Annotated in this window: 20 protein-coding genes; 7 read left to right on the top strand and 13 right to left on the bottom strand. The window is 68.0% G+C overall.

All coding sequences use genetic code 11. The features are described from left to right. From C5B96_RS16135 to C5B96_RS16100, 8 genes are all read right to left on the bottom strand, one after another. Positions 1 to 304, bottom strand: a 304-nt coding sequence (locus C5B96_RS16135) for an L-rhamnose mutarotase (RefSeq protein ID WP_104246386.1), incomplete at its 3' end; no start/stop codon positions are given. A gap of 11 nt (positions 305 to 315) precedes the next feature. Beyond that, positions 316 to 1,101 (bottom strand): SDR family NAD(P)-dependent oxidoreductase, encoded by a 786-nt coding sequence (locus C5B96_RS16130; protein ID WP_104246385.1) that lies wholly within the window; start codon positions 1,099 to 1,101, stop codon positions 316 to 318. Then, positions 1,098 to 1,949: a fumarylacetoacetate hydrolase family protein gene (locus C5B96_RS16125; protein WP_104246384.1), complete on the bottom strand. Its 852-nt coding sequence runs from the start codon at positions 1,947 to 1,949 to the stop codon at positions 1,098 to 1,100. Before C5B96_RS16125 ends, C5B96_RS16130 begins: the two co-directional genes overlap by 4 nt. Continuing rightward, on the bottom strand, positions 1,946 to 3,076 hold the full coding sequence (locus C5B96_RS16120; RefSeq protein ID WP_104246383.1) for a Gfo/Idh/MocA family protein: 1,131 nt from the start codon (positions 3,074 to 3,076) through the stop codon (positions 1,946 to 1,948). Before C5B96_RS16120 ends, C5B96_RS16125 begins: the two co-directional genes overlap by 4 nt. Before the next feature lie 13 nt (positions 3,077 to 3,089). Continuing rightward, positions 3,090 to 4,034 carry a carbohydrate ABC transporter permease gene (locus C5B96_RS16115; RefSeq protein ID WP_233189255.1) on the bottom strand — a complete coding sequence of 315 codons (945 nt, stop codon included), beginning with the start codon at positions 4,032 to 4,034 and terminating at the stop codon, positions 3,090 to 3,092. Further along, positions 4,034 to 5,005, bottom strand: a complete 972-nt coding sequence (locus tag C5B96_RS16110; RefSeq protein ID WP_104246382.1) for a carbohydrate ABC transporter permease — start codon at positions 5,003 to 5,005, stop codon at positions 4,034 to 4,036. Before C5B96_RS16110 ends, C5B96_RS16115 begins: the two co-directional genes overlap by 1 nt. A gap of 5 nt (positions 5,006 to 5,010) precedes the next feature. Further along, a complete protein-coding gene (locus tag C5B96_RS16105) occupies positions 5,011 to 6,372 on the bottom strand; it encodes an ABC transporter substrate-binding protein (RefSeq protein WP_233189254.1) in 1,362 nt (453 codons plus the stop codon). A gap of 144 nt (positions 6,373 to 6,516) precedes the next feature. After that, positions 6,517 to 7,416, bottom strand: a complete 900-nt coding sequence (locus C5B96_RS16100) for an amidohydrolase (RefSeq protein WP_104246381.1) — start codon at positions 7,414 to 7,416, stop codon at positions 6,517 to 6,519. Between the two features lie 79 nt (positions 7,417 to 7,495). Between C5B96_RS16100 and C5B96_RS16095 the strand changes: the two genes are divergently transcribed. Further along, positions 7,496 to 8,302, top strand: coding sequence for a FadR/GntR family transcriptional regulator (locus tag C5B96_RS16095; RefSeq protein ID WP_104246380.1), 807 nt, complete (start codon positions 7,496 to 7,498; stop codon positions 8,300 to 8,302). On the opposite strand, the gene C5B96_RS16090 is transcribed toward C5B96_RS16095, so the two are convergent. From C5B96_RS16090 to C5B96_RS16080, 3 genes are all read right to left on the bottom strand, one after another. Further along, positions 8,230 to 9,582 carry an L-fuconate dehydratase gene (locus tag C5B96_RS16090; protein WP_104246379.1) on the bottom strand — a complete coding sequence of 451 codons (1,353 nt, stop codon included), beginning with the start codon at positions 9,580 to 9,582 and terminating at the stop codon, positions 8,230 to 8,232. The genes C5B96_RS16095 and C5B96_RS16090 overlap by 73 nt on opposite strands. A 44-nt stretch (positions 9,583 to 9,626) precedes the next feature. Continuing rightward, positions 9,627 to 10,628: an aldo/keto reductase gene (locus C5B96_RS16085; protein WP_233189253.1), complete on the bottom strand. Its 1,002-nt coding sequence runs from the start codon at positions 10,626 to 10,628 to the stop codon at positions 9,627 to 9,629. 236 nt (positions 10,629 to 10,864) lie between these two features. Then, entirely contained in the window at positions 10,865 to 11,875 is a 1,011-nt protein-coding gene (locus tag C5B96_RS16080) for a LacI family DNA-binding transcriptional regulator (RefSeq protein ID WP_104246377.1), read from the bottom strand. Between the two features lie 157 nt (positions 11,876 to 12,032). Here C5B96_RS16080 and C5B96_RS16075 point away from each other — a divergent pair, with 157 nt between their 5' ends. The 6 genes from C5B96_RS16075 (at position 12,033) to C5B96_RS16050 (ending at position 17,910) form a co-directional block, all read left to right on the top strand. Then, on the top strand, positions 12,033 to 13,076 hold the full coding sequence (locus C5B96_RS16075) for an MBL fold metallo-hydrolase (RefSeq protein ID WP_158507218.1): 1,044 nt from the start codon (positions 12,033 to 12,035) through the stop codon (positions 13,074 to 13,076). Between the two features lie 91 nt (positions 13,077 to 13,167). Further along, positions 13,168 to 14,382, top strand: a complete 1,215-nt coding sequence (locus C5B96_RS16070; protein WP_104246375.1) for a substrate-binding domain-containing protein — start codon at positions 13,168 to 13,170, stop codon at positions 14,380 to 14,382. Positions 14,383 to 14,434: 52 nt separating this feature from the next. After that, entirely contained in the window at positions 14,435 to 15,226 is a 792-nt protein-coding gene (locus tag C5B96_RS16065) for an ATP-binding cassette domain-containing protein (protein WP_158507217.1), read from the top strand. Then, complete coding sequence (locus C5B96_RS16060; RefSeq protein WP_104246373.1) at positions 15,223 to 15,960, top strand: ATP-binding cassette domain-containing protein; 738 nt, start codon at positions 15,223 to 15,225, stop codon at positions 15,958 to 15,960. The genes C5B96_RS16065 and C5B96_RS16060 overlap by 4 nt, the downstream gene beginning before the upstream one ends. Continuing rightward, entirely contained in the window at positions 15,953 to 16,942 is a 990-nt protein-coding gene (locus C5B96_RS16055; protein ID WP_104246372.1) for an ABC transporter permease, read from the top strand. The genes C5B96_RS16060 and C5B96_RS16055 overlap by 8 nt, the downstream gene beginning before the upstream one ends. Further along, positions 16,939 to 17,910 (top strand): ABC transporter permease, encoded by a 972-nt coding sequence (locus C5B96_RS16050; RefSeq protein WP_104246371.1) that lies wholly within the window; start codon positions 16,939 to 16,941, stop codon positions 17,908 to 17,910. The genes C5B96_RS16055 and C5B96_RS16050 overlap by 4 nt, the downstream gene beginning before the upstream one ends. Before the next feature lie 21 nt (positions 17,911 to 17,931). Here C5B96_RS16050 and C5B96_RS16045 read toward each other — a convergent pair whose 3' ends face one another. Together C5B96_RS16045 and C5B96_RS16040 are read right to left on the bottom strand one after the other, a co-directional pair. After that, on the bottom strand, positions 17,932 to 19,131 hold the full coding sequence (locus C5B96_RS16045; RefSeq protein WP_104246370.1) for an ATP-binding protein: 1,200 nt from the start codon (positions 19,129 to 19,131) through the stop codon (positions 17,932 to 17,934). Between the two features lie 106 nt (positions 19,132 to 19,237). After that, positions 19,238 to 19,687 carry a MaoC/PaaZ C-terminal domain-containing protein gene (locus tag C5B96_RS16040; RefSeq protein WP_104246369.1) on the bottom strand — a complete coding sequence of 150 codons (450 nt, stop codon included), beginning with the start codon at positions 19,685 to 19,687 and terminating at the stop codon, positions 19,238 to 19,240. Positions 19,688 to 19,808: the final 121 nt, after the last annotated feature.

Here is a 19,808-nt window from a genome sequence, read left to right as displayed (position 1 = left end):
CGTCGGGGAGGGTCCAGACGGTTGGGATGGGGGCGAGGCCCTGGCCGCCGTCGACGAGGAAGGCGCCGATGTGGGGCTGCCACGCTTGGTCGGCGGGGTCGTGCTGCAGCGCGGCCTGCATGGCGGCGAAGTCGTCGACGAGCACGAGGTGGAAGAGGTCGGTGCCGTCGCGCCAGATCGTCCAGTCGTGCACGCCGGCGCGGCGGAGGGCCGCATCGAGTTCGAGCGGGATGACGGCGTGCTCGCGCTCGTAGTCGGCCTCGTGGCCGGGCAGGATGCGGCTGTGCAGGGCGACCCGCTGCATGGTGACCCCTCCTACTCGGCGCGCACGCGCAGGGTGTGCATGCCGCCGTCGACCGCCAGCGCGGTGCCGGTGGTCGATCCCGAGTCGGGGCTCGCGAGGTAGGCGATCGCCGAGGCGACCTCCTCGGGCGTGACCATGCGGCCGGTCGGCTGGCGGGCGTTCAGTGCGGCGAGCTCGGCGACCGGGTCGGCGAACTTTGCGAGGTTCTTGTCGACGAACGGTGTGTGCACGGTGCCCGGGTTGACGCAGTTGACGCGGATGCCCTCCCGAACGTGGTCGGTGGCCATGGCGATCGTGAGGCCGTAGACCGCCGCCTTCGACGCGCCGTAGACCGCGCGCTGGGGAAGGCCGGAGGTCGCCGCGATCGAGCAGAGGTTCACGATCGCCGCGTGCGACGAGCGCCGCAGGTGGGGCATCGCCGCAGCCGAGACGCGGGCCATGCCGATCACGTTGACGTTCAGAACGCGCGCCCACTCCTCGTCGTCGTTCTCCTCGACGGTGCCGACCGACCCGATTCCGGCGTTGTTGACGAGGATGTCGACACCGCCGAACTGTTCGGCCACCGCGTCGACCGCCCGCACGACGGAGGGCCGATCGGTGATGTCGCACTCGAACCCCTGCAGGGCATCCGGGAGCCCGCCGATGCGCAGGTCGAGCACGGCGACCTGCGCCCCGCGCGACGCCAGCAGGGTGGCGGTGGCGAGGCCGATACCCGACGCCCCGCCCGTGACGATGGCGGTGAGTCCGGAGAACGGAAGGTTAGAGAAGGGGCGTCCGGATTTAGAGATGTCGCTCATGCCTGCACGAACTCCTGCCGGGCTCGTCCGAGCCCTTCGATCTCGAGCTCGACGACATCGCCGGCCCGCAGGTACGGGTTGCCGGGCAGCCCCAGCGCGACACCGGCGGGGGTGCCGGTGTTGATCAGCTCGCCGGGGTGCAGCACCATGAACTGGCTGAGGTACCAGACGACGTGGCGGATGCCGAAGATCATGTTCGACGTCGAGCCGTTCTGTCGCAGTTCGCCGTTGACCCAGAGCTTCAGCCAGAGGTTCTGCGGGTCGTCGATCTCATCGGCCGGCACGAACACGGGGCCGAGCGGGTTGAACGTCTCGCAGCTCTTGCCCTTGTCCCACTGGCCGCCGCGCTCGATCTGGAACTCGCGCTCCGACACATCGTGCGAGAGCACGTAACCGGCGATCACCGCGTCGGCGTCGTCGGGCGAGTCGAGGTACCGGGCGCTCTGGCCGATCACGATGCCGAGTTCGACCTCCCAGTCGGTCTTGACCGACTGGCGGGGCACGAGCACCTGATCGAACGCCCCGACGATGGTCGAGGGGTCCTTCATGAACACGACGGGCTCTGCGGGCGTCGCCGCGCCGGTCTCTGCCGCGTGGTCGCTGTAGTTGAGGCCGATGCAGACGATCTTGCCGGGGCGGGCGATCGGCGGGCCGACCCGCAGGGCGTCGGCGCCGTCGAGCAGGGGCAGCGAGCCGGCCGCGTGGGCGGCACGCGCGCGGGCGATGCCACCGCCGGCGAGGAAGGCCGCATCGATGTCGGCGGTCAGCCCGGAGAGGTCGAACACCTCTCCGTCGACGAGGTAGGCAGGCGTCTCAGCGCCGGGTTCGCCGAGTCGTTGAAAACTCACGTACGTGCTCCTTGTGGTTCGTCGGTGAGGTACGCGGGCCGCACCCCTTCGTTCTCGGCCGAGTCGTAGGCGGCTTCGACCACCGCCATCGTGTCATACACGTCGTCGACGCTCGTCGGCAGGGTCGGCACCGATCCGTCGAGGTAGCGCTGCAGGGCGCCCATCGAGCCGATGAACGCATCCGGGAACCACGACCCCTCGAACGGAGCGTCACGCCAGCCGAGCGACTTCTCGGCGCTGCGGATGATCTGCAGAGCATCCGGCCCACCCGTCGGGTAGTCGAGCAGCAGACCCATCTGTGCGCGGATGGCGCCCTTCGTGCCCTCCCACTTGATGAAGCTCTCTTCGTGCTCGGGGCCGAAGTCGTGGTCGTGGTTCGTGCTGATCGTGACCCTGATCGGCCGACCGGCGTACCGGAACAGGATCAGCGACCGCGTGCTCGCCAGGTCTTTGTCGGGGTGCACCACAGAGACGGCGCTCACGGAGTCGGGGTTGCCGAGAAAGGAGCGCACCAGGTCGATGTAGTGCACGCTGTGCATGGTGATCTCGAGCCGGTCCATCGTCAGAACGTGCGGAAAGAGGTGCCACGGGGTGTCGACCGAGACGCGGATCTCGAGGTCGTAGAGCTCGCCGATCTCTCCGGCGGCGATCAGCGCCCGCGCGGCCGCGACATAGGGGGCGAACCGCAGCTGCGTGTTGACGGCGGCCACGAGGCCCTTGCGCCGACAGATCTCGAGCAGCGCGCGGCCGTCGCTCAGGTGGTTTCCGAGCGGTTTCTGGATGAGCACCGCCGCCCCGTCGGGCAGTGCTTCGAGGGCGTCGGCGTACTGCGGGGGCATCAGGGCGATGTCGTACACGGCATCGGACGGCGAACCGGCGACGGCCTCTTCGACCGTTCCGTACACCCCGGGGATGCCGTACTCGTCGGCCAGCGCCTGGGCGCGCGAGACCGTGCGGTTGTAGATGCCGACCACGGGGTAGCCGGCCTTGCGGTACGCCGGCAGGTGCGCATCCTTCACGATGCCGCCGGCGCCGAGAGTGACGATCGGGCGGGGCGCCGCGGGCAGCGCGAGGCTGTAGACCTCGGCGGGCGAGAATTCGGGCAGGGACTGGCGGTCGTAGCTCATCGGATGCTCGTCGCTAACCCTTGACCGCGCCGACCGTCTGCCCGCTCATCAGAAAGCGCTGCGCCCCGAGGAAGACGGCCAGCAGGGGCAGCATGCTGAGGAACGTGGCCAGGGCGAGCTGCGGCATGTAGAGCTTCACGTCGAGGCCGGCCGCGACCGTCGGGTTGAACAGCGGGCTCGCGCCGATGAGTTCCTGGATGCCGATCGAGACGGTCTTGTTCTGCGAGTTCGATGTCAGCAGCGCCAGCGGCAGGAAGAAGTTGGTCCAGTTGGCGACGAACGAGAAGAACGCGACGAGGGCGATCGCCTGCCGGGAGATCGGGGTGGCGACCTGGAAGAAGATCGCGATCTCGCTGAGCCCGTCGATGCGGGCGGCCTCGACCAGCTCGGGCGGCATGGTCGTCATGAAGTGGATGTAGGCGAGGTACACGCCGAACGGGAAGAAGCCCATGATCACGATAACCGGCCACAGCTGCCCGACCGCGCCCGCGGCACTCACTTCGAGGAAGAGCGGGATGACCAGCACCGTGTTCGGCATGACCATCGTCAGCAGGGTGATGAAGAGGATGGTGCGACGGAACCGGAAGCGCAGCCGGGCGAGCGCGTAGCCGGCCGGGATCGCGGCCGCGACCGCGATGAGCGCTCCGCCGACCGAGACGATGAGCGAGTTGCCGATCCAGCGGAGGAAGAGCCCGCCGCCGTTCGGCCCGAAGCCGATGATCTGCGACCAGCTGAACGCCGCGTTGTCGAACGACATGCCGCCGAGGCCGAGAAAGCCGCCGGCCCCCGCCGCGACATCCTCCTGGTTGCGGAAGGCCATCGCGACGAAGCCGATGATGGGGAAGACGAACAGAGCGGCGACGAAGACCATGGTGACGATGCGGGCGAGGCGCCCGACGCTCCACTGCTTGCTGCCCACGACCTCGGGGGCGTGGTTCTCCAGGGTGGCCTTGGCCATTATTTCTCTTCCTCTCCGAAGAGTCCGCTGCGGAACACGATCAGCAGGCCGATCGACAGCGTGATGACCAGCAGGATGATCGACATGGCCGCGGCCGCCGGGAAGTTGTAGTTCGAGAACGCGAAGGCGAACCCGAGCTGGGTCGGGGTGTACTGGTCGGGCAACGAGCCGCCGGCGACCTGGTCGAGAAGGTAAGGCTCGAGAAAGAGCTGGAACCCGTAGGCGAGGTTCATCAGCGCCGCATACCCGATCCACGGCCTGATCATCGGGAGTTTCACGTGCCAGGCGACCTGCCAGGCGTTAGCGCCGTCGAGGCTCGACGCCTCGAAGATCTCTTCGGGGATGCCGTTCAGACCGCCGTTGACGATGACGATCCAGGTGCCGATGCCCTGGAAGAACAGCATGCCGGCGAGGATGAACGGCAGGTTGTCGAGCGAGACGACGCCCTTGATGGTGCTGAAGCCCCCGTTCTGCAGCAGGAAGCCGATCGGAGACTGCGCCGGGTTCAGCAGGTAGACCCAGAGCACGAAGTTCGCGATGCCGGCGAGGGCGCCGGGAACGTAGTAGATGAAGCGCATGATGCCGCCGAAGCGGCCCCGGCTGGCGTGCACGAGCAGCGCGAGACCGACGATGCCGATCAGCATGATCGGCAGCCAGACGATCATCACCTTGAAGATGTTGAAGAACGAGTCGAAGAAGCGGAAGTCGTTGAAGACGGTGACGAAACTGTCGAAGCCGCCGAAACCGGCCTGCGGCTGCAAGGGCGTGGGGGAGCGCTGCAGGCTGGTGGCGAGGGCGTAGAGGATCGGGATGATGCCCGCCACGAGCAGCAGAAGGAGGTAGGGCGCCAGCAGGGTCCAGCCGCCGCGGGCCTCCGTGATGCGCGCGCGGCGGCGCCGCCGCCCCGGGGTGGGGGCGGCGGCGGCCGGACGGCTCGCAGCGCGTTGTGCTTCGAGAGTGTCAGTTGTCATTTAGTTCACTTGCCTGTGTCGACGACCGTGTAGCCGAACGTCTTCGCCTGGTTCAGCAGTTCGGTGCCGAACGTGCTCCACGCCGAGTCCACGCTGTCACCGGCGACGAGGGCCGGTGTGACGGTCTCCGTCCAGATGCCACCCGTGTTGTAGAGCATGTAGGCGTGCTTGTCGACGACGTAGCCGGTCGCCGACTTGAAGGCAGCGAAGGTGGTGTCGTTGTCGGCGAAGTAGTTGCCCGCCTTCTGCTTGGCGATCCAGGCATCCTGCACCGGGCCGTAGCCGGGGAGACCCGTCGTGAGGTCGACCTGCCAGGCCGGGTCGGTGGCCACGAACTTCATGAACGTGATGGTGTTCTCGAGCTCCTTGCCGGTGATGTGGTTCGACATGCCCCAGAGGCCGCCGCCCTCGTCGCCGGTGGAGGGAGTGGTCTCGCCCTCCCATTTCAGCGGCTCGACAGCGGTCATGGTGCCGGCCGGGATCTTCCAGGTCTGGTTGAAGAGGTAGTCGCCCCACCAGACGGCGCCCGGGCCCATCACGAAGTTCTGGCCGACGGTGGCCGCATCCGCGTCGAAGATGCCGAGCGGTGAGAGTGCCTTGCCGGTCGACAGGGTGGTCAGCAGGTCCTTGGCGCGCTGGCAGGCGGGGTCGTCGAGGTTGATGTGCACCTCGGTGGCCGAGAGGCGGTCGTTGGTCGGGCATCCGCTCGCCCAGAGGTACCGATCGGGCGCGTAGGCGTCGCCGGTGAAGCCCGAGACCATGCCGGGGTGCTCCGTGGCGATCTTGCCGGCGAGGGTGGCGTACTCCTCCCACGTGGTCGGCACCGTGTAGCCGTTGGTGTCGAAGAAGGTCTTGTTGTACCAGAACACGTCGGGAGCAGCGTCGTTGCGGAGGCAGACGATCTTGCCGTCGACCGCGCAGGGGGCGATCACGGCCGGGTCGTAGCCCTTGATCGTGTCGGCCATCGACGAGGTGAGGTCGGCCGTGTAGTTGATCTGCGGGCCGGAGGCCCACGCGATGTCGTCGTTCGAGGGAAAGAAGAGGGCGTCGGGCCAGCCGTTGCCGGCCTGGTTGAACTGCGCGAACTGCTGCTGCAGGGTCTTGCCGCCGACGGTGCCGTCGATCTGGGTCAGGTTGACCTTGATCTCGGGGTGCGCGTCGATGAACGCCTGCGCTGCGGGAACGCGGGGCGGGTCGACCCAGATGGTGATGTCGCCTCCCGAGTCGGTCTGGGCGTTGCCGCTCGACGAGGAGCCACCCGAGGAACAGGCGGTGACGGCGAACGATGCGATGACGATCCCGGCGACGGCGAGCGTTCTCGCCCGGGCCCGCCTCGAGCCCAGCCAGTGTGGTGCTGTGGTCTTCATTGACACTCCTTTTACGGCCATTCATCACTTCTGTGATCAAACGATATACCTAGCTCTGGCTAAGTCAAACGTTTGCGCACGGCTCTCTCTTGAGTCGGTACTCCCGTATCGTAGCGATAGATCTGATGAATTGCGAGGGTGAGGTCAGATGAATTTCTCAAGACGCAGGCCGTAGACCCGTTCGGCAGTGCCCCCGTAGACCGCCGCCCGCCCGGCCTCGTCGGTCGCGGTCGCCAACACCTCGGCCAGCCCGTTCCAGACGCGTTCGTAGCCCCCGGCGAGCAGCGAGACCGGCCAGTCGCCGCCGTACATCAGCCTCTCGGCGCCGAACACGTCGAACGCGTGGTCGACGAACGGAGCGAGGCCCGCGGCATCCCACCCGCCGAGCTCGCCGACCGCCGAGTAGAGGCCCGAGACCTTGCCGACGACCCGGGGGTTCTCTGCGGCGCGGGCGATCAGGCTCCACCAGGGCTCGCGATGGCTGGCCCCGATGGGCGGCTTGGCGAGGTGGTCGATGACGATGGTGAGCTCCGGATGCCGCTCGCCGATGCCGGGCAAATGCTCGAGGTGACGCGGCAGAACGGCGACGTAGTCGAAGGGGAGCCCCGCGTCGGCGAGCAGGCCGAGGCCCTCGTCGACCGTGGGCTGCAGCATCCAGTCCGGATCGGGCTGGTCGTGGATGAGGTTGCGCACGCCCACGACGAGCGGGTTGCCGCGCAGCTGTTCGAGGCGTGCGGCGGCCTCGGCAGGGCGGTCGAGCGGCACGTAGGCGACGACGCCGGCGACCTCAGGATTCGAGGCGGCGACGTCGAGCATCCACTCCGTGTCGTCGTCGTTGTCCGCCGACTGCACGAGCACGGTGGCGTCGACGCCGGCCGCTCGGAGCGAGGGCCGTAGCTCGGCGAAGTCGACCGTGCGGTTCAGTTCGGGCATGCCGGCTTCGAGCCAGTCGTAGCGCACTCGTGAGGGGTTCCAGACGTGCTGGTGGGCGTCGACGATGACCACGGGGCTGACCTCATTCGGTTCGGGGAGTGGGGCGACCATGCCCCCGGCTCAGGCTATTCATCAGGTCAATTCGGGTCAACCTTCGTGAAGGCGGGTCGAGCGTGCGTAAAGTAGGCGCATGTCGACCCCCGCCCCCTCCTCGCCGACCGCAGATGCGGTCGTCTCCCCGCTCCGATCGCAGACCGATGTGGTCGTGCACGGCATCAAGGAGATGATCACGACCGGGCTGCTCGGTGCGGGTTCGCGCCTCCCGATCGAGAAAGACCTGGCCGACCGGCTCGGCGTCTCGCGCAGCTCGCTCCGCGAGGGTGTGCGGGCCCTTGCACTGATGGGGGTGCTCGAGACCCGGCAGGGGGACGGCACCTATGTGACGTCGCTCGACGCCTCGCTGCTGCTCGCGCCGATGGGGTTCGTCGTCGACCTGCAGACGCCCGCCGACAGCGCCCACCTGCAGGCGGTGCGCCGGGTGCTCGAGACGGAATCCGCTGCCCTGGCGGCCCAGCGCATCGACGACGCAGCGGTCACGGCCGCAGCCGCGATACTCGCGGGCGTCGAACCGCTGCTCGATCATCCGGACGAAGCAGACCACGACACGATCATGGAGGCGGACATCGCCTTCCACCGCATCATCGCGCACGCCTCGGGCAACCCGGCCCTCGAAGCCCTGATCGACTCGCTCGCCAGCCGCACCGTGCGGGGCCGCATGTGGCGCGCCATCAGCGTCGAGGGTGCGGTGCGCAGCACCCACCGCGAGCACCAGGCGATTCTCGCCGCGCTCGCCGCCCACGACTCAGAGCGGGCGCGCCTGCGCATGGCGACGCACCTGCTCGAGGTCGAGGACTACATCGTCACTCACCCGATCGCCGACGAGACCTCCCGGGCCGCAGGGGCCGCCGCGTCACCACGGGCTCGGGATGCCCAGTAGCTGCCGTTCGGAAAGCTGAACTCGGCGACGCTGGCGTCGAACATCTCGGCGCTGTAGCCGGGGGCGAGCGGCAGCTGGTACGCGCCGTCGTCGACGATGCAGGGTTCGACGAAGTGCTCGTGCAGGTGGTCGACGTATTCGGTGACGCGGCCCTCGAGCGAGCCGGAGACGGCGACGTAGTCGAAGATCGAGAGGTGCTGCACGAGTTCGCAGAGGCCGACGCCGCCGGCGTGCGGGCAGACCGGTACTCCGAACTTCTTCGCCATGAAGTACACGGCGAGGATCTCGTTGACGCTGCCGAGCCGGGCGGAGTCGAGCTGGCAGAAGTCGATCGCCTCGGCCTGGAACATCTGCTTGAACAGCACCCGGTTCATCCCGTGCTCGCCGGTGGCGACGCCGATCGGGGCGACGGCCTTCCGCACGGCGGCGTGGCCGAGGATGTCGTCGGGGCTGGTGGGCTCCTCGATCCAGAGCGGTTTGAATTCGGCGAGCGAGTTGACCCACTCGATGGCCTCCGGCACGTCCCACACCTGGTTGGCGTCGATCATCAGGTTCGCGTCCGGGCCGATCACCTCGCGGGCGATCTTCAGGCGACGGTAGTCGTCGTCGCGGTTCGCGCCCACCTTGAGTTTGATGTGCTTGTAACCGGAGTCGACGGCCTCCTGGCAGAGCCGGCGGAGCTTGTCGTCGGAGTAGCCGAGCCAGCCGGCGCTCGTGGTGTAGCAGGGGTAGCCGGTCGCGGTGAGCTCGGCGATGCGGGCTTCGCGGGTGGGGGCGAGTTCGGTGAGCAGGGCGATCGCCTCGGTCTTCGTGAGCGCGTCGGAGAGGTAGCGCATGTCGGCGGCCTCGACGAGCTGTTCGGGGGTCATGTCGGCGAGCAGGCGCCAGAGCGGCTTGCCGGCGGCGCGGGCGGCCATGTCCCACACGGCGTTCATCACGGCGGCGAGGGCAAGGTGGATGACGCCCTTCTCGGGTCCCAGCCAGCGCAGCTGCGAGTCGCCCTGCAGTTCGCGGTAGAGGCCGCCGAGGTCGGCGGTGATGTCCTCGACGCTCCGGCCGATCAGGGGGAGGGCCCGCTGGGCGGCGGCCATCACGCAGATGTCGTTGCCGCGGCCGATCGTGAAGGTGAAGCCGAAGCCGCTGAGGTTCGGGTCGTCGGTGCGGATCACGACGTACGCGGCGGAGTAGTCGCCGTCTTTGTTCATCGCGTCTGACCCGTCGGCGGTCAGCGAGGTCGGAAAGCGTACGTCGTACGTGTCCACGGCGGTGATGGTGGTCATGGGCAGAGAATCCTTCGGTCGGTGCGGATGTCGCGGGTCAGGTGTCAGGCGGCGGTGCCGGATGCCCGGGGTGCGGCTTCGGGTACCAGAAGGCCTGCGGCGACGAGGTCGCTCCACAGGGCATCCGGAACCGGAGTCTCGAACCGGGCGAGCGTCTCGTCGGCCTGGCGGGCGGTGCGGAGGCCCATCACGACGCTGACGACGGCGGGGTGCAGCAGGGGGAACGCCATCGCGGCGACGGGCATGCTCACGCCGTGGCTCTCGCAGATGTCGGCGATCGCGTTCGCGCGGGCGAGGAGCTCGGGTGGGGCGGGTTCGTAGTTGTACATCGCGCCGGGGCGTGGCCGGTCGGCGGCGAGCAGGCCCGAGTTGTAGACGCCCGCGGCGACGACGGCGACACCGCGCTCGGTGGCGAGCGGCAGCAGGTCGCCGAGCGCTCCCTGTTCGAGCAGGGTGTACCGGCCGGCGCACATCACCACGTCGATGTCGGCGCGGCGGACGAACTCGGTGAGCAGGTGGGACTGGTTCATTCCCGCACCGATCGCCCCGATCATCCCCTGCTCCCGCAGGTCGACGAGCGCGGGGATGGCTTCGGTGAGCGCCTGCTCGAAGTGCTCGTCGGGGTCGTGCAGGTACACGATGTCGATGCGGTCGAGGCCCAGCCGCCCCAGGCTCTCATCGATCGAGCGGCGCACGCCGTCGGCGCTGAAGTCCCACTGCCGGCGGGTCGTCGCGGGAACGATGAAGCCCTGGTCGTCGAGCCGGCCCTCGCCCGACGGGTCGTCGACGAGCAGGCGGCCGACCTTGGTCGAGAGGGTGAAGCTGCCGCGCGGCTTCGCCTGCAACATTCGGCCCAGGCGCCGTTCGGAGAGCCCGACACCGTAGTGCGGGGCCGTGTCGTAGTACCGGATGCCGCCGGCCCACGCCGCGTCGAAGGCGCCCGCGGCCTCGTCGCCCGTCGTCACGCGGAAGAGGTTGCCGAACTGCGCGGCCCCGAACCCCACCTCGGTGACCTGCACACCATTCGCCATCGAACGTGTCTTCACAAACGGAGCCTCTCTCAGTGCTGAACTGCTGACGACTATACATCAGATCAATTTGAGGAAGCTAGGGGTGATCGGGGTCTATGGTGGGTCTCAGCTGGCGAAACATCAGTTGATTCGCCGGGCGCGAGGCGCGGCGAGGTGGCATGTCGTTGCGCCCGGGCGGCGGCCGGGCGAGCGGAGCGTCGTCGAGGTGCGGTGGGGCGAGGCGCCAGGGGGCTGCGTCGAGCAGGCGCCGGTCAGGCCGCCGGTGGCGCCGTCGACTCGCGCACCCGCAGCTCGGGGGCGGGTTCGGCGACCACCGTGTCGGCGATCTCCTCGCCGTGCAGGCGCGCGTAGAGCGTGTCGACCCCGTGCCGGCCGAGTTCGTAGAGCGGCATCTTCACCGTCGTCAACGGCGGCCAGGTGTTCTCGGCCGTCCACGCGTCGTGCACCGCCACCACCGACAGCTCCTCGGGCACGCGGATGCCGAGCACCCGCGCCTCGCCGAGCACACCGATCGCGGAGTTGATGTTCGCGACCACCACCGCCGTCGGCGGCTCCGCATCGCCCATCAGTTCGGTCAGCGACATCCGCCCCGCCCGTGGCTCGTAGCCGTGCCACGTGATGCGTTCGGGTGCGGCTGCGGATGCCCGGCCGAGCGCCTCACGGTAGCCGACTGCCCGCTGCTGCGCGGTGTAGGTGGTCTCGAGCCCGTTGATGAGCGCGATGCGGGTGTGCCCGAGGCCGAGGAGGTGCTCGGTGGCGAGCCGGCCGGCCGCGACGTCGTCGAGCGTGACCGACCCGCTGAACCCCGGATGCACGGAGTTCACCAGCACCGTGGGGTTCGGGGCCTCGAGCATGGAGTCGAGCGCCTCCTGTGCGACGTGGTCGCCGACCTGCAGCAGCACCCCGTCGACCCGGCCCTCGCCGAGCAGGCGGTCGATCATCTCGCCGCCCGGCTGCATGTCCTCCGCCCGGGCGAGCAGCACGACGTAGCCGCGCTCGAGGGCGCCCTCCTCGACCCCCCGCATCAGCTCGGCGAAGACCGCGTTGGTCAGGTCGGGCACGATGAGGGCGATGACGTTCGAGCGTGAGAACCGCAAGGCCCGGCCGGCGAAGTTCGGCCGGTAGTTGAGGCTCTTCGCGGCGTCGGTGATGCGCTCCCGCGTGGCCGGCGACACCCGGGCGGAGGCGTCGTTGCTGAGTACGCGCGAGACCGCGGAGATCGACACGCCCGCGAGGGCTGCGACGTCACCCAGAGTTGCCATGCCCTGATCTTAGATGCACGCACATTCACCCGATGAATGCACTCAACCATGGTGCGCTCGGGCGGGATCGTGCTACCGTCTGAGTCTGATCAAACGTTTTATCAAAGTGAATTTGGTCGGCATGTAAGCGAGACACAACGATGTGAGGGAGATTGCTGTGACGAATGAGCACGAATTCGCGGGCAGACCTCTCGGCTTCTCCCGCGAGGTCGCCGACGGGGTGTTCGCTGTCAACGCAGCGTTCTGGGGGTTTCCGAACGTCGTCTACTTTCTGCGCAGCGGCCGCACCTGGGCCCTGGTCGACTCCGGTGTCGCAGAGACACCGGCCCGGGCGATCGCGCCGTTCCTCGAACAGCACGGCGGGTTCGGGAGCCTGGAGCTCGTCATGGGAACCCATGGGCACGTCGACCACATCGGCGGCAACGCCTGGCTGAAGCAGCATGCTCCGCAGGCGCGCTTCGCCCTGGGGGCCCTCGACACCGACTGGGCCGAAGACCCGCACCGTCACTACGAGACCCTCTACGTGCACGGAGCGCCGGGTGGGTGGCGCCCCGACAGCGAGACGGAGCAGGTCGTGCGCGAAGCGATCGGCGGGCCCGTCGCCATCGATCACCCTCTCGTCGGTGGCGAGGTGCTGACCTTCGGCCTCGGCCGCGAGATCGAGACCGTGCATCTCGGCGCGCACAGCCCGGGGCAGACCCTCTACATCGACCGGATGACCGGCTGCGCATTCTCGGGTGATGCCGTGCAGGGCGCCGGCATCATGAACACCAGTACGGGCCTCCGCGACTTTCCGATGTACCGCACCCTCTCCGACTACCGCGCCTCGCTCGAGGCGATTCGGTCGCTCCGGCCCGCACTGCTCTGCACGGCGCACGCCGGCATCCACGAGCGAGGCGACGTCGACGGCTTCATCGACCGGGCGCTGGCCTGGGGGGTGCGGTTCACCGAGACGATCCTCGACATCGCTACGGAGCACGGGAGCTTCTCGATGGAGGAGCTCGTCGAGCACCTCGGGGAACGGATGCCCGAGTACGCGTTGATCCTGCAGGTGCGGGTGACGGCGGGGGAGCACCTCAACGCCCTCGTCGCACGGGGCGATCTCGTTCCGACGATGGAGGGGGGCGCGAAGCGCTGGACCCGCCGTCAGGCGCCCGCGCCCGCTTCCAGCAGCACCGTCCCCAGCCAGACCGACCGGTAGCACCGGCCCGATCCACCAGCACCAGCACTCACCGCAGCACCAGAACGTCCGAACACCCCGACAGCACCAGCCCTCACAGAAGGAGAACACCATGCGCAGAACAGCACTCGCCCCCCTCGCGCTCGTCGCAGCAACGTTGCTGCTGGCGGGCTGCGCCGACGGTGGCGGCACCGTCGCCGCCCCCACCGCAGCCCCTGTCGAAGCAGACGCGCAGGCGATCATCGACAGCCTGCCCGCAGACCTCTCGTCGCAGTACGAGGGTGCCGTCAGCACCGTCGCCCTCTCGCCGTACAGCTCGTTCGCCAAGGTCGAGGGGCCGTGGAAGGTCTGCTATTCAGACAGCTACCAGGGCAACGCCTGGCGGGTCGCCGTCAACTCCGAGATGAAGCGGCTGGCCGATCAGTACACCGCGGCCGGCCTGGTCTCCGGTTTCGAGGTGGCTGTCTCCGAGAACGACGTCGCCCGGCAGAACCAGCAGATCCGGCAGTTCGTCGAGCAGGGCTGCTCGGTCATCATCACGATCGCCGGTTCGTCCACCGGTCTGAACCAGGCCATCGAGGCTGCACGTGACGCCGGCGTGCCGGTGGTCACGATCGCGGGTTCGGTGACGACGGATGCCGCGGTGAATGTCGACTCGAACTACAACGTGCTTGGTGCAGACCTGGCGAAAGCCGCGGCCGATGCCTCCGACAACGTACTGATGGTGAAGGGCATCGAGGGCAACCCCATCGCCGTGCAGCAGAACGACGCCGCCAAGGCAGAGTGGTCGAGCGACGGTACGACCGTCGCAGCCGAGGTCAACGGCGACTGGACGCCGTCGGTCACCAAGGAGGCCGTGCTCACCGCGATCACCACCAACCCGGGAGAGATCGGCGCCGTCTGGTCGACCGGCTCGGAGACCGCCGTCATCGCCCAGGCCTTCAAGGACTCGGGCCGCGCGGCACCCACCATCACCGGTTCCATCACGGGCGACGCACTCGGCTTCTGGAAGGCGAACCCCGATTCGTTCAAGTTCGACGGCGTCGCCCTGACCCCGAACTGGACCGCGCAGACCGGGTTCAACATCGCCATGCGCATCCTCCAGGGCAACGGGCCGAAGCTCAGCACGCTGATGGTGCCGATCCCGAAGGTCACAGAGGCCGACCTCGCCGGGCTCTACGAGGACTGCATGACCGCTGATGCGGCATCCATCTTCCCCGTCGTGAAGGATGACCCGCTGCCGAGCGACCTGATGGACGCGTACTTCACCACTCCCGGTGCAGTCGGGCCGTTCCAGTACTCGGAGAGCCCCGACCCCTGCAGCTAGCGAGCAGCCGAACGCCCACCGCGAACGACCACACACTCTGAGAGGGATGTTCATGAGCGCGACCAACACCGAGGCCTCACCCGGCCGGCGACCGGGAACGGATGCGGATGCGGATGCCATCAGGCTCGACCTGCGCGGCATCCGGCGCACCTTCGGCGAGACCGTCGCCCTGAACGACGTGTCGATGACCGTGCGGGCAGGCACGGTGCACACGATTCTCGGTGAGAACGGGTCGGGTAAGAGCACGCTCGTCAAGATTCTGTCGGGCGTGCTGAAACCGAGTCGCGGCAGCGTGCAGGTGGGCGGCCGAGAGCTGGTGAATGCCTCGCCGCGGAAGGCCAGGCAGCTCGGCATCGCGACGGTCTTCCAGGAGGTGCTCGTTGCCCCGAACCGCACGGTCACCGAGAACGTGCTGCTCGGGCAGGACAGCTGGTTCCGCTACTCGCTGAAGGGTGCCGCCCGGGCCGACGCGGCCCAGGCGGCACTCCGCGAGCTCTCCGGGCATCCGTTCGACCCGCGGGCGAGCGTGGGCGATCTGTCCCTGGTGCAGCAGCACCAGGTCGCGATCGCCCGCGCCCTCGTGCTCGAGCCGTCGGTTCTCGTGCTCGACGAGTCGACCGCGGCGCTCGACATCGGAGAGCGCGACCTGCTCTTCGCCGCGGTGCGCCGCCGGGTCCAAGCGGGCATGGCGGTGGTCTTCATCTCGCACCGGATGGATGAGATGCTCTCGCTCTCCGACGAAGTGACCGTGCTGCGGTCGGGCAGTCGTATCGCCACCCTGCAGAAGAACGAACTCAGCGAGCGCCGACTGCTCGCCCTGCTGAATGGGGAGGAAGGCCGATGACGATCGCGGTGACCGATCTGGTGCTGCGCGACGGCGCGACACCGTTCACGCTCTCGCTCGTACCCGGGCAGATCACCGGGCTGGTGGGTCTGGAGAAGAACGGCCAGGAGGAATTCCTGCTCACCCTCTGCGGCCTCGCCCGGCCCAGGGCGGGATCGCTGTCGATTCTCGGAACGGACTTTCCCGCCCGGGGGGTGGGGAGTCTTCGCGAGGCGTTCCGGCACGGCATCGCCTATCTCCCGCGCGACCGCAAGACTGAGGGGATTCTCGCCAGCCAGTCCGTGCTCGACAACTTCTCCATCGCGACCATGCCGAAATACTCGCGGTTCGGCTTGGTCAGCCCCAAGCGGGTGCGCGCGGAGTACGACCGGTTCGCCCAGCAGCTCGGCATCGTCTGCGCCTCGCCGGGCAGCGCCATCCGCACACTGAGCGGCGGAAACCAGCAGAAGGTGCTGCTGGCGCGCTGGCTCGCGGCCGAGCCCACGGTGCTTCTGCTGAACGATCCGTCACGAGGCGTCGACCACCCGACCAAGACCGCGATGCACGACCTCTACCGCAGGCTCGCCGAGACCGGCACGGCCGTCGTCATCCTGTCGAGCGAGATCGAGGAATTGCTGCTGGTCGCCGACTCGACGGTCGTCTTCCGCGATGGATCGGTGCAGGCGGTTCTCGACCGTTCGCGCATGAGCCGCGACTCGATCCTCACCGCCATGTTCGGAGTGAACAATGACTAGCACGACAGCCGCCCCCACCGCGGCGAAGACCCGGCTGCGGCCGAGGCTCCGCACCGACGGAACGATCTGGTTCGGTGCCGCGCTCTTCGTGCTGCTGCTCATCCTGAACCTGGCCTCGAACCCGAACACGTTCGGTCTGGCCAACCTGCCGGTGACGATCGGGTTCGCCGCCCCGGTGATTCTCGCCGCCTTCGCCGTCACGCCCACTCTGCTGATGGGCAACGGCGGAATCGACCTCTCCGTCGGCCCGGCCATCGGCCTGGTGAACGTCGTCGTGGTGTTCTACTTCGCCACCCGCCTGGGTCTGACCAACCCGGCCGTGCTGATCCCGGTCGCGCTGCTGCTGGGCGCGTTCATCGGCCTCGTCAACGGCGTGCTGGTCGCGTTCGTGCGCATCCAGCCGATCGTCGCGACCCTCGGCACCTACCTCGCGTGCGCCGGAGCTGCGCTGCTGGTCGCACCCACACCGGGAGGGGTCGTCCCGGTGTGGCTCGGCTCGTTCGCGAACACTTTGTCTTTCGTGCCCATCGTCGCGGCGATCATCATCTGGCTGGTCGTACGACGCCTGCCGTTCTACGAACACCTGATGGCCTACGGCGGCGATGAACGCGCTGTCTACACGTCGGGCATCTCGGTGAAACTGCTGAGGATCGGCGCCTTCGTGCTCGGCGGGCTGTTCGCCGGCATCGGCGGGCTCTCGCTGTCGGCGGTGCTCGGCAGCGCTGACCCCACGGTGGGTGCGAACTACACCACGCTCGGCATCGCTGCGGCTGCCCTCGGCGGGGTGAGCCTGGCCGGTGGCCGGGGCGGGCTCTTCCGGGCGCTGCTCGGGGCGCTGACGATCTTCCTGCTTCAGAACCTCCTCACCTTCTGGAACGTCTCGTCGTTCGCGCTGCAGATCGCGTATGGCGTCGTGCTCGTGCTGGCCGTCGCGGCCAACGGCCAGATCGGTGAACTCGTCAAGAAGGTGTCGCGCTCATGAAATCCCTCGCCGTCTCGCAGCTGCGCCAGCAGCCCGCCCTCTTCGTCAGCATCGGGCTGGTCGTCGTCATCTTCCTGGTCGGCAAGGTCGGCATCTCCGGTTTCGGAGGGCCGCAGACCTTCAAAGCCGTGCTGCTGCTCGCGACCTTCCTCGGTATCGCTGCCGCGGGCCAGACGATCGTCATCATCCTCGGCGGCATCGATCTGTCGATACCGTTCGTCGTCGGCGCGGCGAACGTGGCGGTGGCGAAGCTCTACGGCGACGGAGTTCCGTTCGTCGCGGCGGTCGCCATCGCGCTCGTCGGTGCGGCGCTGTTCGGAATGCTGAACGCGGCGATCTCGGTGAGCAGCAACGTGCATCCACTGCTCGTCACCCTCGGAACGGGCACGGCGCTCCTCGGCGCGATCCAGCTGTGGACGAACGGGCTGCCCACGGGCGGCGGGCCGGAGTGGCTCACCTCGTTCGTCGCGATCGGCTCGTCGACAGGCCCGATCCCGATCGCCCCTGTCGTGATCTTCTGGCTCGTGCTCGCCGTCGTCGTCATCGTGGTGCTCCGGTTCTCGACCTTCGGCCGCCGGCTCTACGCCATGGGCAACTCGCCGCGGGCCGCTGAGCTCGCTCTCGTGCGCAAGCTGCCGACCTGGCTGTCGGCGTTCGGCGCGAGCAGTGTCTTCGCGGCGCTCGGCGGCATTCTGCTGCTCGGGTTCACCGGCACGGCCTTCGCGGGGGTGGGCGAACGCTACCTCTTTCTCAGCATCGGCGCCGTGGTCATCGGCGGAACGCTGATCACCGGCGGCAAGGGCGGCTACCTCGGTACGGTCATCGGCGCCCTCACGATCACCCTGCTGACCACGGTGTTCACCGGTTTCGGCTTCAACGGCTCGGTGCAGCAGGTCATCATGGGTGTCGTCATCGTACTGATGGTCGCCGTGTACGGTCGCGACCAGGATGTGCGCAACCGCGTCTGACGGCTGCGCCCACCGGCCCCGTCAGAGCTTCGGAAAGCCGGTGACGCGCTCGTATGCCCCTTCGACGCCCTGCTCCTCTGCGAGGCCCAACGCATACTCGCGCATGTAGGGAAAGCCGATGATGAACCTGCCTCGAACACTCGGATCGGCGATCAGAATGCCGCTGTCGACCAGATCTTTGCGATAGGCGGGCAGTCCCGTCTCCTTCGTGCCGAGCACCGCGGCCAGTTCCCGCGGAGTGATCTCGGGCTGCTCTGCGATGTTCCGGATGATCAGCTGCTGTTTTGCCGTCAGTTCGTCGTATGCAACGCCGGCGACCGAGTTGATCACCTTCATGAGGAAGGCTGCCCGCACGGCTTCGACGTCGTCACGCGTCATTCGCAGCGTGTCGGATTGTTCGTAGGCGAGGTAGCCGATCTCCTGGATCATGTACGAGTTGCCGAGACTCAGGGCAGCCATCAGGTCGACAGCGTCTTCTCCGGCGGAGACATCGGCGGCCGTGAGAGTGGCTCGGATCACCTGGCGGCTCTCCCGGTAGGTGAATTCGGCGAGCGTTATCTCGTCGGCTCGCCTCAGGAAGGTGATGTGCTCATTACGGCGCGCCCGTTCGATGGGAATCGGGAGACCCGAAACGACGACGCCGACCGGGAGCTGATCCTCGATCAGCGATTGGTAGGCACCGGAGAAGGTGACGATGTGCTCCAGTGTCAGGTCGCGAGCGTGCTTGAAGTTCAACTCGTCGATGACGATGAGCAGGCCCGGCATTCCCCGCTTGACGAGTCGTTCGACCAGGGTCTGCAGCGAGGCTCTGAAGGGCCGGGTGTGGCCGTCTGCGGCTCGGCTGCGCCGAGTGAGTTTGCCGCCGGGGATGCCGACTCCGAACGCGGTGAGACCCAGATTGATCTCGGAGAGGGTCAGCGTGGGCTTCCGATCCAGTTCGTCGACGAGCCAGTCTGCCGCGTAGTGGATGTCGTTCAGAAAGCCCTTCTTGGCCCCGGCGCGCAACACGGGGATGCCCAGCGCCTCGGCTCGACGGGCTGTCGCCGTCAGAAGAGTCGTCTTGCCGATGCCGCGGTTGCCGGTGATGATCGTGGCGCGGCTGTGTGCGGGGCTCGACGACCCGAAGGCGGTCGATGTTCTGTCGATCTGGCGCAGAGTGTCCTCGCGGCCCCAGAGAACTTTCGGTGGGGTGCCGAAACCGGGAGTGAACGGATTGGGCATCGGTCCTCCAGAACTGCGCTCATTCTTATAAACTTATAAAGCGCTGATCTTCATAGACTATCGCCCCAGGCGGCGGTGGGCGGGCGGGTGCGCGAGGGCTGGCGGGTCAGGGACGGCGGTTCACGAGGTAGAGGTGCGTCAGCACCAGCACGACCTCGCCGCGTTGGTTCGTGACCGTCACCTTCTCGTGCAGGTAGCCGTGGGTCGCGGGGCGCTTGGGGTGCTCGACGCGGTCCACGATCTCGGCCGCGACGGTGATGGTGTCGCCGATGAACACCGGCTTGATGAACCGGATCCCGTCGTACCCGTACGACATCGACTGCGGGTTGATGTCGCCCGCGGTCATGCCGACGGCGACCGAGAGAATGAGGGTGCCGTGCGCGATGCGCTGGCCGAACGGCTGCGTCGAGGTCCACTCCGCGTCCATGTGGTGCGGGAAGAAGTCGCCGGTCTGGCCGGCGTGCAGCACGATGTCGGTCTCGGTGATGGTGCGGCCGACGGAGCGGCGCACCTCGCCGAGGGCGTAGTCCTCGAAGTAACGGTCGACGGTGAGCATTCAGGCCTCCAGGTGGGGGGTGGATGTCGCGGGCGGCGAGCGGGATGTGCGGGTGGTCGATCACGAGCAGGTCGTGGTCCCGGGCGAGGTCGGCGATCGGATGATCGGCGAACGCCTGCAG

Origin of the sequence: Subtercola sp. Z020, from assembly GCF_002931235.1 — a bacterium.
In the GTDB taxonomy this organism is placed as follows: domain Bacteria; phylum Actinomycetota; class Actinomycetes; order Actinomycetales; family Microbacteriaceae; genus Subtercola.
This window is presented reverse-complemented; position numbering and strand designations above follow the sequence as displayed.

Coding starts and splice junctions, on each gene's coding strand:
- C5B96_RS16120 (WP_104246383.1), bottom strand. CDS start 3,076: ATGAGCTACGACCGCCAGTCCCTGCCCGAATTCTCGCCCGCCGAGGTC.
- C5B96_RS16040 (WP_104246369.1), bottom strand. CDS start 19,687: ATGCTCACCGTCGACCGTTACTTCGAGGACTACGCCCTCGGCGAGGTG.
- C5B96_RS16055 (WP_104246372.1), top strand. CDS start 15,953: ATGACTAGCACGACAGCCGCCCCCACCGCGGCGAAGACCCGGCTGCGG.
- C5B96_RS16050 (WP_104246371.1), top strand. CDS start 16,939: ATGAAATCCCTCGCCGTCTCGCAGCTGCGCCAGCAGCCCGCCCTCTTC.
- C5B96_RS16095 (WP_104246380.1), top strand. CDS start 7,496: ATGTCGACCCCCGCCCCCTCCTCGCCGACCGCAGATGCGGTCGTCTCC.
- C5B96_RS16130 (WP_104246385.1), bottom strand. CDS start 1,101: ATGAGCGACATCTCTAAATCCGGACGCCCCTTCTCTAACCTTCCGTTC.
- C5B96_RS16080 (WP_104246377.1), bottom strand. CDS start 11,875: ATGGCAACTCTGGGTGACGTCGCAGCCCTCGCGGGCGTGTCGATCTCC.
- C5B96_RS16070 (WP_104246375.1), top strand. CDS start 13,168: ATGCGCAGAACAGCACTCGCCCCCCTCGCGCTCGTCGCAGCAACGTTG.
- C5B96_RS16100 (WP_104246381.1), bottom strand. CDS start 7,416: ATGGTCGCCCCACTCCCCGAACCGAATGAGGTCAGCCCCGTGGTCATC.
- C5B96_RS16045 (WP_104246370.1), bottom strand. CDS start 19,131: ATGCCCAATCCGTTCACTCCCGGTTTCGGCACCCCACCGAAAGTTCTC.
- C5B96_RS16060 (WP_104246373.1), top strand. CDS start 15,223: ATGACGATCGCGGTGACCGATCTGGTGCTGCGCGACGGCGCGACACCG.
- C5B96_RS16110 (WP_104246382.1), bottom strand. CDS start 5,005: ATGACAACTGACACTCTCGAAGCACAACGCGCTGCGAGCCGTCCGGCC.
- C5B96_RS16115 (WP_233189255.1), bottom strand. CDS start 4,034: ATGGCCAAGGCCACCCTGGAGAACCACGCCCCCGAGGTCGTGGGCAGC.
- C5B96_RS16090 (WP_104246379.1), bottom strand. CDS start 9,582: ATGACCACCATCACCGCCGTGGACACGTACGACGTACGCTTTCCGACC.
- C5B96_RS16065 (WP_158507217.1), top strand. CDS start 14,435: ATGAGCGCGACCAACACCGAGGCCTCACCCGGCCGGCGACCGGGAACG.
- C5B96_RS16105 (WP_233189254.1), bottom strand. CDS start 6,372: ATGAAGACCACAGCACCACACTGGCTGGGCTCGAGGCGGGCCCGGGCG.